We start from the raw sequence: 12892 nt of genomic DNA, 5'->3' as shown, positions 1-12892 counted from the left end.
GGAAGGGTCCGGTGCCCCTACCCCAAAGCCCCAGCCCCGTCAAACAGCCGCGAGTGCTGCTCGAGCGCATAGGGATCGGTCATCCCGGCCACAAAGTCGGCGACGAGGCGCGCCCGCGCCCCGCGATCGGGCGCATCGCGCGCCGCTTCGGCCCAGCGCCCGGGCATGTCCCCGGCGGCCATGTAGTGGTCGAACAGCATGGACACCACGCTCTGGCTGCGCCGGACCGGCTCCATCACCGGTTCGCTGCGATAGACATTGTCGAACAGGAAGCGCTTCAGCCCCCGCTCGGCCTCTGCGACGGGCGGGGAGTAGGCGATAAGCGTAAGCCCGGCGAACCGCACATCGTCAGCAGACTTCGGCCCCGCCTCGGCAATGCGCCTCTCGCTCTCCGCTATGACATCCTCGATCTGCGCCGTAATCAGCCGGCGCTGTACCTCATGCGCCTGCCGGCTGCGCTCGATATCGGGCCAGCGCTCGAGCACCTCGCGCACGAACGGGCCAACCAGCGGCACGTCGACGAGGTCGCCGATGCTGATGAGGCCCGCACGCAGCGCATCGTCGATATCGTGCGAGTTGTAGGCGATGTCGTCGGCGATCGCGGCCGCCTGCGCTTCGAGGCTCGCATGGCTCCACGGCATCAGGTCTGTGCTCGCCGGAATATCGTTGAGGCCCGCCGGCAAGGGGTGATCGTCCCGCAGCGCCCTGCCTTCGCGATCGACCAATGGGCCGTTGTGCTTGAGTATTCCCTCGAGCGCCTCCCAGCTGAGGTTCAGCCCGTCATGCTCGGCGTAGCGGCTCTCGAGCCGCGTCACCACCCGGATGGCCTGCATGTTGTGGTCGAACCCGCCCCACTCGGCGAGCTTCTCGTTCAACACGCGCTCGCCGGCGTGGCCGAAGGGCGTGTGGCCGAGATCGTGCGCCAGTGCCACTGCCTCCGCCAGGTTCTCGTCCAGCGCCAGGGCGCGGGCAATGGAGCGCGCCATCTGGCTGACTTCCAGCGTATGGGTCAGCCGGGTGCGGAAGTGCTGGCCCTCGTGGTGGAGGAACACCTGAGTCTTGTGCTGCAGCCGGCGGAAGGCGGTGGAGTGGATGATGCGGTCGCGATCGCGCTGGAATTCCGACCGGGTGGGGCTGGCGCCGGTGCCATGAAGGCGCCCGCGGCTCAGCGCCGGATCGGAGGCGTAGGCGGCGCGTTCACCCATTATGCGACCAAGACCCTTTTCATCGTCGACCGACGATATTAGATTTACCCAGGTCGCCGCATGAGCGCGGCGGAAAGGTATTGAATGTCCGAAGCTGCTCTAGCACCGAACAATGTCACTTTGACAGATCGCGCCGCCAAGCGGATCGGCCGCATCCTGGCCAAGCAAGGCGAGGGCACGGTCCTGCGCATCGCCGTTTCCGGCGGCGGCTGTTCGGGTTTCCAGTACGAGTACAATCTCGTCCAGGAGACGCCGACCGACGACGACCTGGTCCTGAGCAGGGACAACGCCACCGTGCTGATCGATTCCCTCAGCCTCGAGTTCATGGGCGGCGCCGAGATCGATTATGTCGACGACCTCATCGGCCAGAGCTTCCAGATCCGGAACCCGAACGCCGTGGCCGGCTGCGGTTGCGGCACCAGCTTCGCGGTTGCCTGAGCGCTGCCGACCGCACTTGCCTCACTGACCTCCCGCGGCTAGCGTCCGCGCCGGATTAGGGAGGCATGCTATGGACTTGGCCAAGCGAGTCGACGCCGTCGTCGACAGCGCAATCGCAAACGACAAGATCGTCGGATCGGTCACACTGGTGAAGGCTCACGGCGAGCTGGTCTACGCGCGCGCCGCGGGCTGGTTCGATCGCGAAGCCAAGGCTCCGATGCGCCGCGATGCCATCTTCCGCCTCGCCTCGGTGACCAAGCCGATCGTCGCCGCCACTGCCCTCGCCATGGTCGAACGCCGCCTCATCGGCCTCGACAATGCGGTAAGCGACCACCTCCCCTACTTCCGGCCGAAGCTGCAGGACGGAACCGAGGCCCGTATCCTCGTCCGGCACCTGCTCAGCCATACGTCAGGCCTCGGCTACGGGTACAAGAACCCGGCCATCACCACCGGCCTGCAGCAGACCGAACTCGATCACGAGGCCAACCTGACGCTCATCGCCCAGGAGCCGCTGCTGTTCGAGCCCGGCACGGGGTGGGAGTACGGCGTCAATATCGACGTGCTCGGCGCCATCATCGCGCAAATCCACGGCGGCACGCTGGGCGACGCGGCAGCGCACTACATCACCGGCCCGCTCGGCATGGTCGATACCGGCTATTCCGTCCGCGACCTCGGTCGGTTGGCGGTGCCCTATGCCGACGGCCCGCCAGGCCTGCGCCGCATGGGCGATCCGGATGTCCTCATCAACCCGCTCGGCGAGCGTACGAACTTCTCGCCGTCGCGCATCTTCAACACCCGCGCCTTCCAGTCCGGCGGCGCCGGCATGGTCGGCACGGCCGACGACCTGATGACCTTCTTCGAGACCATCCGGACCGGCGGCGGCGATGTCCTGCTCAACGAGACGGTGGAAGCGGCCGCCAGCAACCAGATCGGCGACCTGCCCCGCCGTCCGCAGGATGCCGGCCAGCGCTTCGGCTTCCTCTCGGCCATCGTCGACGATCCCGTCGCAGCCAACAGCCCCGTGGCCCGCGGCACCCTGCGCTGGGGCGGCGTCTATGGTCACGAATGGTCCGTGGATCCGGCAAGCGGCATCACCATCCTCTCCATGACCAACACCCCCTACGAGGGCTGCAGCGGGCAGTATCGCTACGATATCCGTGATGCGGTTTACGGTCGGACGGGAGGCCGGTAGGCTCCCGGCCCGAACAGGATTCTGCTCATGCGCATCGCGACCTGGAACATCAACGGCGTCAAAGCCCGGCACGGACTTCTTCTCAAATGGCTTGAGGAGGTCTCGCCGGACATTGTCTGCCTGCAGGAGATCAAGTCGGTCGACGAGGCGTTCCCACGCCTCGAGATCGAGGCGCTGGGCTACAATGTCGAGACCTTCGGCCAGAAGAGCTGGAACGGCGTCGCCATCCTTTCCAAGCACCGCTTCGACGAGGTCACGCGCGGCCTGCCCGGCGACGATGGCGATGAGCAGTCCCGCCTGATCGAAGGCGTGTTCTCGGTTGAAGGCGGCGCGATCCGCGTCTGCTGCATCTACCTGCCCAACGGCAATCCCGTCGACACGGACAAGTTCACCTACAAGCTCAGTTGGATGGACCGGCTAATTACCTTCGTCGAAGGCCGGCTGGCGCTCGAGGAGCCGTTCATCCTCCTCGGCGACTACAACATCATTCCGGCGGCAATCGACGCCAAGAACCCGGCGCAATGGGTCGGCGACGCCCTCTATCGCCCGGAAAGCGCCGAGCGCTGGCGCGCCCTCACCAACCTCGGAATGACCGATGCGCTCCGCGCCGTCACCGACGAGCCGCTCTACAGCTTCTGGGACTTCAAGACCTTCGGCTGGGAGCGAGACGACGGCATCCGCATCGATCACCTGCTGCTATCGCCGCAGGCCGCCGATCGGCTCGAGGACGTCACCATCCATCGCGAGGTGCGCGGCTGGGAAAAGCCCAGCGACCACGTTCCGGTGATCGGCGAGTTCGCGTTCTAGGCGGGCTTAGTTGGCGACCGCAGGCGTCGACACGCGGAGCTCGGCAACCTTGGTCGGCTCGGCTGCGGCCCTGCGATCCAGCATGCGGCTGACCGAGGCGGTCGCCACGCGAACCTGGCTGGAAATGTCGTCCACGAACCCCTGCACATCCTTGGGCAGGGTGACGACGACGATCAGGGCAAGGATGATTGGCAGGCGCATGGTACTCACCGGACGGGTCATTGGCCCGATGATTGCCACACTGCGCCTGAACTGATGCTGAACGGTCCGCCTACTCCAGGCGCCGCCACCCCAGCGGCCCGCGCTGGACTTCGAGCGGCCGGAACCGGCCCTTGTAGGCCATCTTCGGCGAATCTTTCACCCAGTAGCCGAGATAGACGTAGCTGAGGCCGGCGAGCTTCACCTGCTGGATGTGGTCGAGGATCAGCAGGTTCCCCAGCCCGCGCCGATCCAGCTCCGGATCATAGAAGCTGTAGACCATGGACAGCCCATCGGGCATCACGTCGGTCAGCGCCACCGCCACCAGCGGCCGGCCGGGGCGGGAAACCATGCGGTACTCCACCACCACGGTCTGCACCGGGGTGTCCTCGACCATGTACTCGTAGTCGACGAAGCTCATCTGCGTCATGCCGCCGCCGGCGTGGCGCGCATCCAGATACCGCTTGAACAGGCCGAACTGCTCGGCAGTGGCGCGCGGCTGGCAGACCTCGACCGCGATATCGGCATTGAGCTTCTGCACCCGGCGATAACGCGCCGTCGGCGTGAATTCCTGCGCGACGATGCGGACGGACTGGCAGGCCGAACAGCCGTCGCAGGCCGGCCGGTAGATGAGGTTCTGGCTGCGGCGGAAACCGTTGTCGCTGAGCAGGTGATGCAGCGAGGCCGCGCGACGGCCGGTCAGGTGGGTGAAGAGCTTCCGTTCCTGACGACCCGGCAGATACGGGCAGGGCATGGCTGCCGTAAGAAAAAGCTGGGTGTTCTCGGGCGTCTGATCGGTCATCGGCAGCCTTCGGGCGTCCGTTGCAGTCTAGCTGCGCACCCCCCGAGGAGCAATGGCCGACAAGGACTTACTCCACTAGGCAGAGCGTGCGCCGCCGGCGCGCCAGAACCGCTGCATCGGCGAGCGGCGCAGCATGAGCGTGCCGACCACGAGGTCGTGGATCATCTGCTGGCGCGGCGTGAAAAGCGCAAACAGGATCGTGAACGGCCAGCTGATCCAGATGGTCAGCCAGAACAGCAGCGGGTGAACGAGAATGGACCAGCCGTTGAGCGGCGTGCCGCGCACCGGCGTCAGCACGATGTCCATCGCCTGCATCCCCACCGTCGCGCGCATGGGCGAGCCCAGGGTCGCGGCATAGTAGCCGAGGATGGCGATCGGAATGATGATCGGCAGCGCCAGCAGCCCGAGCCCAAGCGTCACGACGCCGATCACGAGCCCGACCAGCAGCGCGGCAATGGTGATGCCGCCGATGATCACGCAGTCGATCAGCCAGGCGACGGCGCGGCGCGCCAGCACGCCCTCGAACAGCTCGGGAGCCACGGAAGGATCGGGGAGATGGTCGCTCATCGGATTGCCCTGGTTCATGCGGCAAAAGATGGGGACCATGAGGGCTGGTGCAAGTAGCTAAGCGAAGAAAGTGGTCCCATCCCTCTCCCGCCAGCGGCCTATCGGTTCAACACCCGCGCCGCCTCGAGCGCGAAGTAGGTCAGCACGCCGTCGCACCCTGCCCGCTTGAAGGCCATGAGGCTCTCCATCATCGCGGCCTCGCCGTTGATGGCACCAGCCGCCCCGGCGAGCTTCAGCATCGCGTACTCGCCCGACACCTGATAGGCGAAAACCGGCACGTCGAACTCGTCCCGCACCCGGCGCACGATGTCGAGATAGGGCATGCCCGGCTTAACCATCACCATGTCCGCACCCTCGGCGATGTCCTGATCGACCTCGCGCATGGCTTCGTCGCTGTTGGCGAAATCGAGCTGGTACGTGCGCTTGTCGCCGACGAGGCGGCTGCCCGAGCCCACCGCCTCGCGAAACGGGCCATAGAAGGCCGAAGCGAACTTGGCCGAATAGCTCATGATCGCCACCTGCTCGAAACCCTCGGCGTCCAGCGCCTGGCGGATCGCCGCAACACGCCCGTCCATCATGTCGGAAGGAGCGATGATGTCGGCCCCTGCCCGCGCCTGCATCAGCGCCGCCTTGACCATCACCTCGACGGTCTCGTCGTTGAGGATCTCGCCGTCACGGACCAGCCCGTCCTGGCCGTCGGACGAGTACTCGTCCAGCGCCACGTCCGTGATCAGCCCGATCTCGGGCACCTTCTCCTTGATTGCGCGCAGCGCCCGCGCCGTCAGGTTGTCCGGATTGAAGGCTTCGGAGCCGTTCTCGCTGCGCCGCTCGTCCTCGGTGTTGGGGAAAATCGCGAGCGCCGGAATGCCCTCGGCGGCAGCCGCGCGGGCCACATCGACGGCAAGGTCGACACTCACCCGCTCCACGCCCGGCATGGTCTTGATCTGGCTGCGGCTGTTCGTGCCCGCCTCGACGAAGATGGGGAGGATGAAGTCGTGGGGCGTGAGCACGGTCTCGCGCAGCATGTTGCGCATCCAGCCGGTGCGCCGCAGTCGCCGCTGCCGCCGCCCCTCGAGAAAGCTCATGTCATGCTTGGGCCAGTTGCTCATGGGGCGCTCCGTCGGTTCGCGCGGCTTGTAACAAACCGCATCGGCCCGCGCCAAGGCTCGCGCTTGTCGCACTGGATGATCCGGGTTATCCCAAGCCCATGGACTTCAAGAGCGAACTTGCCGGCCGCTATCTGCGCATCATCGCCATCATCGCGCTCCTGCTCGGGCTCGCCGACGCCGCGCGCCTGCTCGGCGTCTCGACCGGCACGCAAAGCCCCCTCACCCAGATGGGTCCCATCGGCTTCTCCTACCTCGCCGTCTTCTGCGTCGCCCGGCTGTTCGCCGCGGTCGGTCTGTGGATCCGTGCGAGTTGGGGTGCCGTGCTGCTCGTCGGCGCCACCTTCATCGAGCTCGCCCTCTATCTCGCAGGTGTCCGCGAGGTGCAGATGGATGCGTTCGGGTTCGCCCTCCGGCTGCTGCTGGTGGGCAGCATCGCCGTTCTGTTCGTCCTCAACATCCGCATGCGTCGCGCTCACGACTAGCCCGCCGTATACGAAACGTTCAGGTTACAATTTTCTGACCTGTGGTTACGTCTCGTAAAGCCAAATTCCTGAACTTTTTCCGTAAGATAGTTTTAAGTCTACGGCTTAAGGCCATCTTATTTGGAGCCCCATAGTTTGGGCGACATGAGACGCGAAGAAATCGCGCAGGACTACAGGACAGTGAGGCACAAATGGCAATCAAATCTAACGCCGCAGAGGCAATGGTTCCGGAAGAAGCCCAAGGGCTTAAGCCGCTCTATCTCGAAGCTGTAAGCCGTGTTGAACGGCTCCACCGCCGGCTGCTCGACCTGATCAAGGACGAGTTCGACCGGATGGGCTGGGATGACATCAATCCCGTCCAGGCCCTGCTGATGTTTAACATCGGCGATGCCGAGATGACCGCCGGCGAGCTGCGCTCGCGTGGCTACTATCTGGGCTCGAACGTCTCGTACAATCTCAAGAAGCTGGTCGAGACCGGCTACATCTTCCAGGAGCGCTCGCGTTCGGACCGCCGTTCAGTTCGCATCCGGCTCACCCCCAAGGGTGAGGAAGTGGCCGAGGTGATCGACGAACTCTACGACCGTCACCTGAAGTCGATCGAGAAGGTTGGCGGCCTGAACAACGAATCCTTCGAGGGCCTCAACAAGGCGCTCGGCCGTCTGGAACGCTTCTGGGTCGACCAGATCCTCTACAAGCTCTGATCCCGATGCCTCACACTGTGGCAGCTCTGCCACAGGGGATTACGCAAACGCCGGCTTTAAGCCGGCGTTTCTTATTTGCGCCCAAAATGGCGCTATTGCATCGACCGCAATTGCGGGTGGCTTCTCGGTCCTGCAGGCTTTTCCGGACAAGCGCGGCTTGGCAGTTCACAGCTGCTTGACCCACGTTGGTGCGATTTCGAGCCGATGCTATTAGAAGCGACCCCTGACCACGCGACTCCGGGTGTGACTCTATGCGGCTGACGAGACGTAACCTCTTGACCTCCATGGCGACCATGACGGCGGGGCTGGCCATGCCGGCGCTCGTCCGGGCGCAGGAGGACAACTTCTGGGACATGTTCAACAAGGATCGGCGGATCAACTCCGTTGATCTGGAGGGGAACACGGCCACGGCCAAGAGCCTCGTCGACACGATCGAGCCGATTCTCAGCTACGACACCGCCTACAACCTGCAGCTCGCCATCCAGAACTACGAGGCCTTCGTTGGCGCCAATGGCTCCTGGGAGCCGCCGTCGCGCGAGACCTTCGGCCTGAAGCTCGGTGTATCGCGCCGCGCCGCAGCGCTGCTCAAGCGCCGCCTCATGATCAATGGCGACATGCCGCTCGAAAAGCGCGTCAACGACGAGTTCGATGCCGGACTGGATGCCGCCGTTCGCCTGTTCCAGGCGCGCCACGGCCTCGTCATCAACGGCACGGTGGACGAGGCGACCTTCTACGCGCTCTCGGTCCCGGCCGACTACCGCCTCAACCAGCTCCGCCTCAATGCCCAGCGCGTCGAGTTCTGGGCCCAGGCGCTTTCGGACCGCTATGTCGTGGTCAACATCCCGGCGGCGGTCGTCGAGGCGGTCGAGGGTGCGCAGGTGGTGCAGCGCCACAATTCGGTGGTCGGCAAGGTCGACCGCGCCACACCGATCCTCAACTCCAAGATCTTCCAGGTGAAGTTCAATCCTTACTGGACGGTGCCCAAGAGCATCATCGAGAAGGACCTGATCAAGTACATGAACGAGGATCCGGAGTACCTCACCAAGTTCCGCATCCGTATCTTCGACGGCAAGGGCAATGAGATCCCGCCCGCCGCCATCAACTGGCAGACCACCGAGGCGGTGAAGTACACCTTCCGGCAGGACCCGGGTGGCGAGAACTCGATGGGCCACTGCAAGATCGACTTCTACAACAAGCACGACGTCTACATGCACGACACGCCGCAGAAGGCGCTGTTCGGCGAGAACGCCCGCTTCCACTCCTCCGGCTGCATGCGCTGCGAGAACATCGAGGAACTGGTGGCCTGGCTGCTGCGCGACAATGGCGGCTGGGATGTCCCGGGCGTGCTGTCGGCGTTCACGGGCGGCCTGCGCGAGGACGTCAAGCTCGACGTGCAGGTGCCGATCCACACCACCTACATCACGGCCTGGGCCAACCGGCAGGGCACCGTGAGCTTCCGCGACGACGTCTACCAGTTCGATGCCGCCGGCATCGTGAACTTCTCCGAGGGTTGAGGCCATGGCCGGGCGCGACGACAGTCAGTCCGGCCGCGTCTTCTTCGAATTTGCCCAGCTCGGACAGCAGATGCGGGTCGCCGCCATCGACGAGGCGACCGGCACGGAAGTCGTGGTCATCGCGCCGCTGACCGCAACGCCCCACCAGATGCAGCAGCTCGCGCTCGCCAAGCTCCGGCGCAGGCTCGGAACCGAGCCACCGCCGCGGCCGCCCGTCATCGGCAAGTTCGCCTGACAGCGGCCCGCTCAGGCCGCGTTGGTCGTCACATACCGGTCGAGGTTTTCCAGCGACGAGCGTAGCCCGACTGCGTGATCTTCCGCGCGGATACCCGGCGGCACGTCTTCGGCGAGAATGATCACCCGCGTTCCCTGCGGCATCGGCTCGAGATCCCACACCATCCGCATCGTGCCGGCAAAGTCGGGATCGTCGCTCCGAAACCGCACCAGCTGCACCACGCGTTCACCCGGCACGAGCTCGGCGAACTCGGCCTCGACGAGGTCGGAATTGTCCGTCGTCTTGCCGTGCCCGGCTTCGGGATAGCGCAGTTCCATGCGGAAGGCCCCGCCCGGTCTCGGATCGAACTCCAGGATCTCGCCCGTCATCCCCTCCGGCGGCAGCCACGTCCTCAGCGCCTCCGGATCGACCAGCGCCGCGTAGATGACGTCCCGCGGTGCCGCGATGATCCGGGATGCCGTATCGGAACGCCTCACGCCAATCTCCCTGCCCGCTAAGTCACGAGGTGAACGAATGTATCGCGGATCGCGGGCGGGTCCAGCTGTCGCGGCATCCAGACGTAGAGATCGAGGAAGTAGCCGGTCAGCCGAAACGCATCAGCGAGCTCGGCCTCGTCGGGATCACCGCCTCCGACGAGGAATGGCGGCAGGCGAAACAGACGGTCGAGGTACGGCTCGGCCGCACTCCGGCTGACCGCCCGCCCGGTCTTGGGCGAAACATGCGTTAGGTCCCTGGTCGTTCCCGTCGCGGCGCAGCTCGTCAGATCGAGCCCGAACCCCAGCTCTTCGAGCAGTTCCAGCTCATAGCGCGCCACCTCAGCCGCCAGCTGGTGCGGTGTTCCCCCGAAGTCGAGGATGCGGACGGCTCGCCCCAGCAGCCGGTCATGCGGATCGCGCTCGGGTAACAGATGCAGGTGCTCGCAGATCAGCTGGCTGGCATAGAGCCGCGTCCGGTCGGCGATCAGGGCCGCCGCCCTCGCCTCGAGCAGTTCAAGCTGGAAAGTGCCCAGGTGTTCCTCGAGCCGCGCGCTCCAGCCCACTTGAACGGTATTGCCCGCCTGCAGCGTGGCCGCCAGCTTCGTCGATCGACCGCCACGGATCAGCCCCAGGCAGCGCCCGCGACCAGCCACCATCACCTCGGCGATGACTCCGGTCTCGCCATGGCGGCGGACGCCGATGATCAGGCCTTCACCGGACCAGTGCATGGGTGGACCCGCTCAGCTCCGACGCGAACGTCACTTCTGGTGCGGGTACTCCAGCCCCATCTCGCGGTAGCGCTCCGGGTCGTCGCCCCACTTCTCGCGGACCTTGACGAAGAGGAACAGGTGCACCGGCACCTCGAAGATCTCCATCAGCTCGCGGCGCGACTCGGCGCCGATCGCCTTGATCGTCTGCCCGCCCGCACCCAGCACGATCTTCTTGTGCGTGTCGCGCGTCACGTAGACGACCTGGTCGATGCGGTACGAGCCATCCTTGTTGATGGTGAACTTCTCGGTCTCGACCGTGGCGTTGTAGGGGATCTCGTCGTGGATCCTCAGGAACAGCTTCTCGCGCGTCACCTCGGCTGCGGTGATCGCGAGCGTCAGGTCCGTGAGTTGATCCTCGGGGAAGTGCCATGGGCCAAGCGGAATCCGCTGCAGCGCCCAGTTCAGGAAATCCTGAACACCGCTGCCCTTTAGCGCCGAGATCATGAAGGTCTGCTCGAACTTCAGCCGCGCATTGAGGAGCTCGGCCAGCGCCAGCAGCTTCTCCGGCTTGATCAGGTCGACCTTGTTCAGCACCAGCGCTTTCGGATTTGGCACCTGTTCGAGGCCGGCGAGCAGCGCTTCCAGCTCCGGCGTCACGCCGCGCTCGGCATCGACGATCAGCGCCACGAAGTCGGCATCGCCCGCCCCGCTCCATGCGGCCTCCACCATGGCGCGGTCCAGCCGGCGCTTGGGCGCGAAGATGCCGGGCGTGTCGATGAAGACGATCTGCCCGTCGCCCTCGGTGACAACGCCGCGGATCTGCGCACGCGTCGTCTGCGCCTTGTGGGTGACGATCGACACCTTGGTGCCGACCAGCGAGTTGAGCAACGTCGACTTGCCGGCATTGGGCGCGCCAACCAGCGCGACGAAGCCGCAGCGCGTATTCTCGCCGGCCTGCGGCAGCTCAGAGGCGTCGGGGATCTCGTTCTTGTCGTTCATAGCGTCTCCCGCCAGACCTTCTCTCGGATGAGGAAGGCCTCGGCGGCCTTGTGCTCGGCCAGCTTCTTGCTCGGGCCGGTGGCGGTTACGGCCTCGAACGCGCCGAGCCGTACCGCGATGGTGAATTCCGGGGCATGGTCGGGGCCGGTTCGCTCGACCTCGGCATAGACAGGTGGCTCGAGCCCCCTGCCCTGTGCCCATTCCTGCAGCGTCGTCTTGGGGTCGGCACGCACGGTACCGGCCTGCCCGAGATGTTCGCCGAACAGCCGCTCGACCACCTCGTAGGCCTGTCCAAGCCCGCCGTCCATGAAGATAGCGCCGATCACCGCTTCGGCGACGTCGCCAAGGATCGCGTCCTTGTTGGCCCCGCCCGTCCGCGCCTCGCTCTCACCCAGGTTGAGCTCGGCGCCGATGTCGAGCTCCCGGGCGATGGCAGCGCAGGTTTCCTTGCGTACCAGGGTGTTCAGCGAACGGCTAAGCTCGCCCTCATTGGCCTTGGGCAGCCGGCGGTAGAGCATGTCGGCAACGACCAGCCCAAGCACCCGGTCGCCCAGGAACTCCAGCCGCTGGTAGGAACGCTCGATGCGCTTGCCGGGCGAAACCGCGCTGGAATGGGTCAGTGCGCGGTCAAGCAGGTCGGCATCGGCGAACCGATACCCCAGGCGGGCCTGAAGCTTTTCGTGCGCACGCCCCTTTGCCATCAGTTTACGGCTTGGAACATGCGGTCCCAGCGGACGTTCGCCGGCCACTCCCACAGCGCCCACGGCGGCAGGTTGTTCTTGATCGAGAAGAACCGCGCCTCGGCCTTGCCGATAAAATTGTCGAGCGGCACGTAGCCGACCTGGCTGAGCACCCGGCTGTCGGCCGAGCGGTCACGGTTGTCGCCCATCATGAAGTAGTGACCGGGCGGAACGACGTACTCGGCCGTATTGTCGAGCGGCTCGTCGTCCGAGATTTCCTGGATGGTGTGGGAGACGCCGTTGGGCAGGGTCTCGGTATAGACCGTCACCGGCACCGTCGTCATGTAGCTGTCGGTATCCTGCGCGGTACCGATCTGCTCGCGCTCGACCATCGTGCCGTTGATGTAGAGGCGCCCGTCCTTCATCTGGATACGGTCGCCCGGCAGGCCGATGACGCGCTTGATATAGTCTTCGTTGGTGATCTCGTTGCGGAACACCGCCACGTCGCCACGCTCGGGCGCACTGCCCAGGATGCGGCCGTTGAACGGAACCGGCAGCGGGAACGAGTACTTGCCGAAGCCCCAGGCCCACTTGTTGGCCACGAAATAGTCGCCGATCATCAGCGTCTGCTGCATGGAAGCCGTGGGGATCGAGAACGGCTGGTAGAGGAACGTGCGGAACAGGAGCGCGATGATCAGCGCCTCGATGATGACGATCACCGTCTCGAGCAGCTCGTTCTTCTTCTTGCCGGCCTTGGCTTCGGCTTTCGACATGGAT

17 protein-coding genes are annotated in these 12892 nt (G+C 65.3%); 7 read left to right on the top strand and 10 right to left on the bottom strand.

The window, feature by feature from the left end:
• Window positions 1-17: 17 nt before the first annotated feature.
• On the bottom strand, window positions 18-1244 hold the full coding sequence (locus tag PRN20_RS19920; protein ID WP_273959681.1) for a deoxyguanosinetriphosphate triphosphohydrolase: 1227 nt from the start codon (window positions 1242-1244) through the stop codon (window positions 18-20).
• Window positions 1245-1289: 45 nt separating this feature from the next.
• Between PRN20_RS19920 and PRN20_RS19915 the strand changes: the two genes are divergently transcribed.
• The 3 genes from PRN20_RS19915 (at window position 1290) to xth (ending at window position 3642) form a co-directional block, all read left to right on the top strand.
• Complete coding sequence (locus PRN20_RS19915) at window positions 1290-1643, top strand: HesB/IscA family protein (RefSeq protein ID WP_273959385.1); 354 nt, start codon at window positions 1290-1292, stop codon at window positions 1641-1643.
• A gap of 70 nt (window positions 1644-1713) precedes the next feature.
• Entirely contained in the window at window positions 1714-2835 is a 1122-nt protein-coding gene (locus PRN20_RS19910) for a serine hydrolase domain-containing protein (protein ID WP_273959384.1), read from the top strand.
• Window positions 2836-2862: 27 nt separating this feature from the next.
• Complete coding sequence (xth, locus tag PRN20_RS19905) at window positions 2863-3642, top strand: exodeoxyribonuclease III (protein ID WP_273959383.1); 780 nt, start codon at window positions 2863-2865, stop codon at window positions 3640-3642.
• Between the two features lie 6 nt (window positions 3643-3648).
• Here xth and PRN20_RS19900 read toward each other — a convergent pair whose 3' ends face one another.
• The 4 genes from PRN20_RS19900 to hemB all read right to left on the bottom strand — a co-directional run bounded on the left by PRN20_RS19900 (window position 3649) and on the right by hemB (window position 6318).
• Window positions 3649-3843 carry a hypothetical protein gene (locus tag PRN20_RS19900; RefSeq protein WP_273959382.1) on the bottom strand — a complete coding sequence of 65 codons (195 nt, stop codon included), beginning with the start codon at window positions 3841-3843 and terminating at the stop codon, window positions 3649-3651.
• A 70-nt stretch (window positions 3844-3913) separates the two neighbouring features.
• Window positions 3914-4642 carry an arginyltransferase gene (locus PRN20_RS19895; protein WP_273959381.1) on the bottom strand — a complete coding sequence of 243 codons (729 nt, stop codon included), beginning with the start codon at window positions 4640-4642 and terminating at the stop codon, window positions 3914-3916.
• 75 nt (window positions 4643-4717) lie between these two features.
• The gene (locus tag PRN20_RS19890) at window positions 4718-5209 is read right to left on the bottom strand and encodes an RDD family protein (RefSeq protein WP_273959380.1); all 492 of its coding nucleotides are present in this window, start codon (window positions 5207-5209) and stop codon (window positions 4718-4720) included.
• 98 nt (window positions 5210-5307) lie between these two features.
• Window positions 5308-6318, bottom strand: a complete 1011-nt coding sequence (gene hemB / locus PRN20_RS19885) for a porphobilinogen synthase (protein WP_273959379.1) — start codon at window positions 6316-6318, stop codon at window positions 5308-5310.
• Between the two features lie 98 nt (window positions 6319-6416).
• Here hemB and PRN20_RS19880 point away from each other — a divergent pair, with 98 nt between their 5' ends.
• The 4 genes from PRN20_RS19880 to PRN20_RS19865 all read left to right on the top strand — a co-directional run bounded on the left by PRN20_RS19880 (window position 6417) and on the right by PRN20_RS19865 (window position 9250).
• A complete protein-coding gene (locus tag PRN20_RS19880) occupies window positions 6417-6800 on the top strand; it encodes a hypothetical protein (protein ID WP_273959378.1) in 384 nt (127 codons plus the stop codon).
• A gap of 191 nt (window positions 6801-6991) precedes the next feature.
• Window positions 6992-7501 (top strand): transcriptional regulator LdtR, encoded by a 510-nt coding sequence (gene ldtR / locus PRN20_RS19875; RefSeq protein WP_273959377.1) that lies wholly within the window; start codon window positions 6992-6994, stop codon window positions 7499-7501.
• Between the two features lie 251 nt (window positions 7502-7752).
• A complete protein-coding gene (locus PRN20_RS19870) occupies window positions 7753-9015 on the top strand; it encodes a L,D-transpeptidase family protein (RefSeq protein WP_273959376.1) in 1263 nt (420 codons plus the stop codon).
• A gap of 4 nt (window positions 9016-9019) precedes the next feature.
• On the top strand, window positions 9020-9250 hold the full coding sequence (locus PRN20_RS19865; protein WP_273959375.1) for a DUF6898 family protein: 231 nt from the start codon (window positions 9020-9022) through the stop codon (window positions 9248-9250).
• 11 nt (window positions 9251-9261) lie between these two features.
• Here PRN20_RS19865 and PRN20_RS19860 read toward each other — a convergent pair whose 3' ends face one another.
• The 5 genes from PRN20_RS19860 to lepB are packed head-to-tail and all read right to left on the bottom strand — an operon-like array spanning window position 9262 to window position 12888.
• A complete protein-coding gene (locus tag PRN20_RS19860; RefSeq protein ID WP_273959374.1) occupies window positions 9262-9726 on the bottom strand; it encodes an SRPBCC family protein in 465 nt (154 codons plus the stop codon).
• Window positions 9727-9743: 17 nt separating this feature from the next.
• On the bottom strand, window positions 9744-10454 hold the full coding sequence (gene recO, locus PRN20_RS19855; protein WP_273959373.1) for a DNA repair protein RecO: 711 nt from the start codon (window positions 10452-10454) through the stop codon (window positions 9744-9746).
• 30 nt (window positions 10455-10484) lie between these two features.
• Window positions 10485-11435: a GTPase Era gene (era, locus tag PRN20_RS19850; protein WP_273959372.1), complete on the bottom strand. Its 951-nt coding sequence runs from the start codon at window positions 11433-11435 to the stop codon at window positions 10485-10487.
• On the bottom strand, window positions 11432-12136 hold the full coding sequence (gene rnc, locus PRN20_RS19845; RefSeq protein WP_273959371.1) for a ribonuclease III: 705 nt from the start codon (window positions 12134-12136) through the stop codon (window positions 11432-11434). Before rnc ends, era begins: the two co-directional genes overlap by 4 nt.
• On the bottom strand, window positions 12136-12888 hold the full coding sequence (gene lepB, locus PRN20_RS19840; RefSeq protein WP_273959370.1) for a signal peptidase I: 753 nt from the start codon (window positions 12886-12888) through the stop codon (window positions 12136-12138). The genes rnc and lepB overlap by 1 nt, the downstream gene beginning before the upstream one ends.
• Window positions 12889-12892: the final 4 nt, after the last annotated feature.

The sequence above is a fragment of the Devosia sp. ZB163 genome, from assembly GCF_028613635.1.
Classification (GTDB): Bacteria; Pseudomonadota; Alphaproteobacteria; order Rhizobiales; family Devosiaceae; genus Devosia_A.
The sequence above is the reverse complement of the archived record's forward strand: the minus strand, read 5'-3'. Positions and strand labels throughout refer to the sequence as shown.

Bases quoted from the DNA above. Each gene is read 5' to 3' on its own strand.
- PRN20_RS19915 (WP_273959385.1), top strand. From the start codon at position 1,290: ATGTCCGAAGCTGCTCTAGCACCGAACAATGTCACTTTGACAGATCGC.
- PRN20_RS19910 (WP_273959384.1), top strand. From the start codon at position 1,714: ATGGACTTGGCCAAGCGAGTCGACGCCGTCGTCGACAGCGCAATCGCA.
- xth (WP_273959383.1), top strand. From the start codon at position 2,863: ATGCGCATCGCGACCTGGAACATCAACGGCGTCAAAGCCCGGCACGGA.
- PRN20_RS19900 (WP_273959382.1), bottom strand. From the start codon at position 3,843: ATGCGCCTGCCAATCATCCTTGCCCTGATCGTCGTCGTCACCCTGCCC.
- PRN20_RS19895 (WP_273959381.1), bottom strand. From the start codon at position 4,642: ATGACCGATCAGACGCCCGAGAACACCCAGCTTTTTCTTACGGCAGCC.
- PRN20_RS19890 (WP_273959380.1), bottom strand. From the start codon at position 5,209: ATGAGCGACCATCTCCCCGATCCTTCCGTGGCTCCCGAGCTGTTCGAG.
- hemB (WP_273959379.1), bottom strand. From the start codon at position 6,318: ATGAGCAACTGGCCCAAGCATGACATGAGCTTTCTCGAGGGGCGGCGG.
- PRN20_RS19880 (WP_273959378.1), top strand. From the start codon at position 6,417: ATGGACTTCAAGAGCGAACTTGCCGGCCGCTATCTGCGCATCATCGCC.
- ldtR (WP_273959377.1), top strand. From the start codon at position 6,992: ATGGCAATCAAATCTAACGCCGCAGAGGCAATGGTTCCGGAAGAAGCC.
- PRN20_RS19870 (WP_273959376.1), top strand. From the start codon at position 7,753: ATGCGGCTGACGAGACGTAACCTCTTGACCTCCATGGCGACCATGACG.
- PRN20_RS19865 (WP_273959375.1), top strand. From the start codon at position 9,020: ATGGCCGGGCGCGACGACAGTCAGTCCGGCCGCGTCTTCTTCGAATTT.
- recO (WP_273959373.1), bottom strand. From the start codon at position 10,454: ATGCACTGGTCCGGTGAAGGCCTGATCATCGGCGTCCGCCGCCATGGC.
- era (WP_273959372.1), bottom strand. From the start codon at position 11,435: ATGAACGACAAGAACGAGATCCCCGACGCCTCTGAGCTGCCGCAGGCC.
- rnc (WP_273959371.1), bottom strand. From the start codon at position 12,136: ATGGCAAAGGGGCGTGCGCACGAAAAGCTTCAGGCCCGCCTGGGGTAT.
- lepB (WP_273959370.1), bottom strand. From the start codon at position 12,888: ATGTCGAAAGCCGAAGCCAAGGCCGGCAAGAAGAAGAACGAGCTGCTC.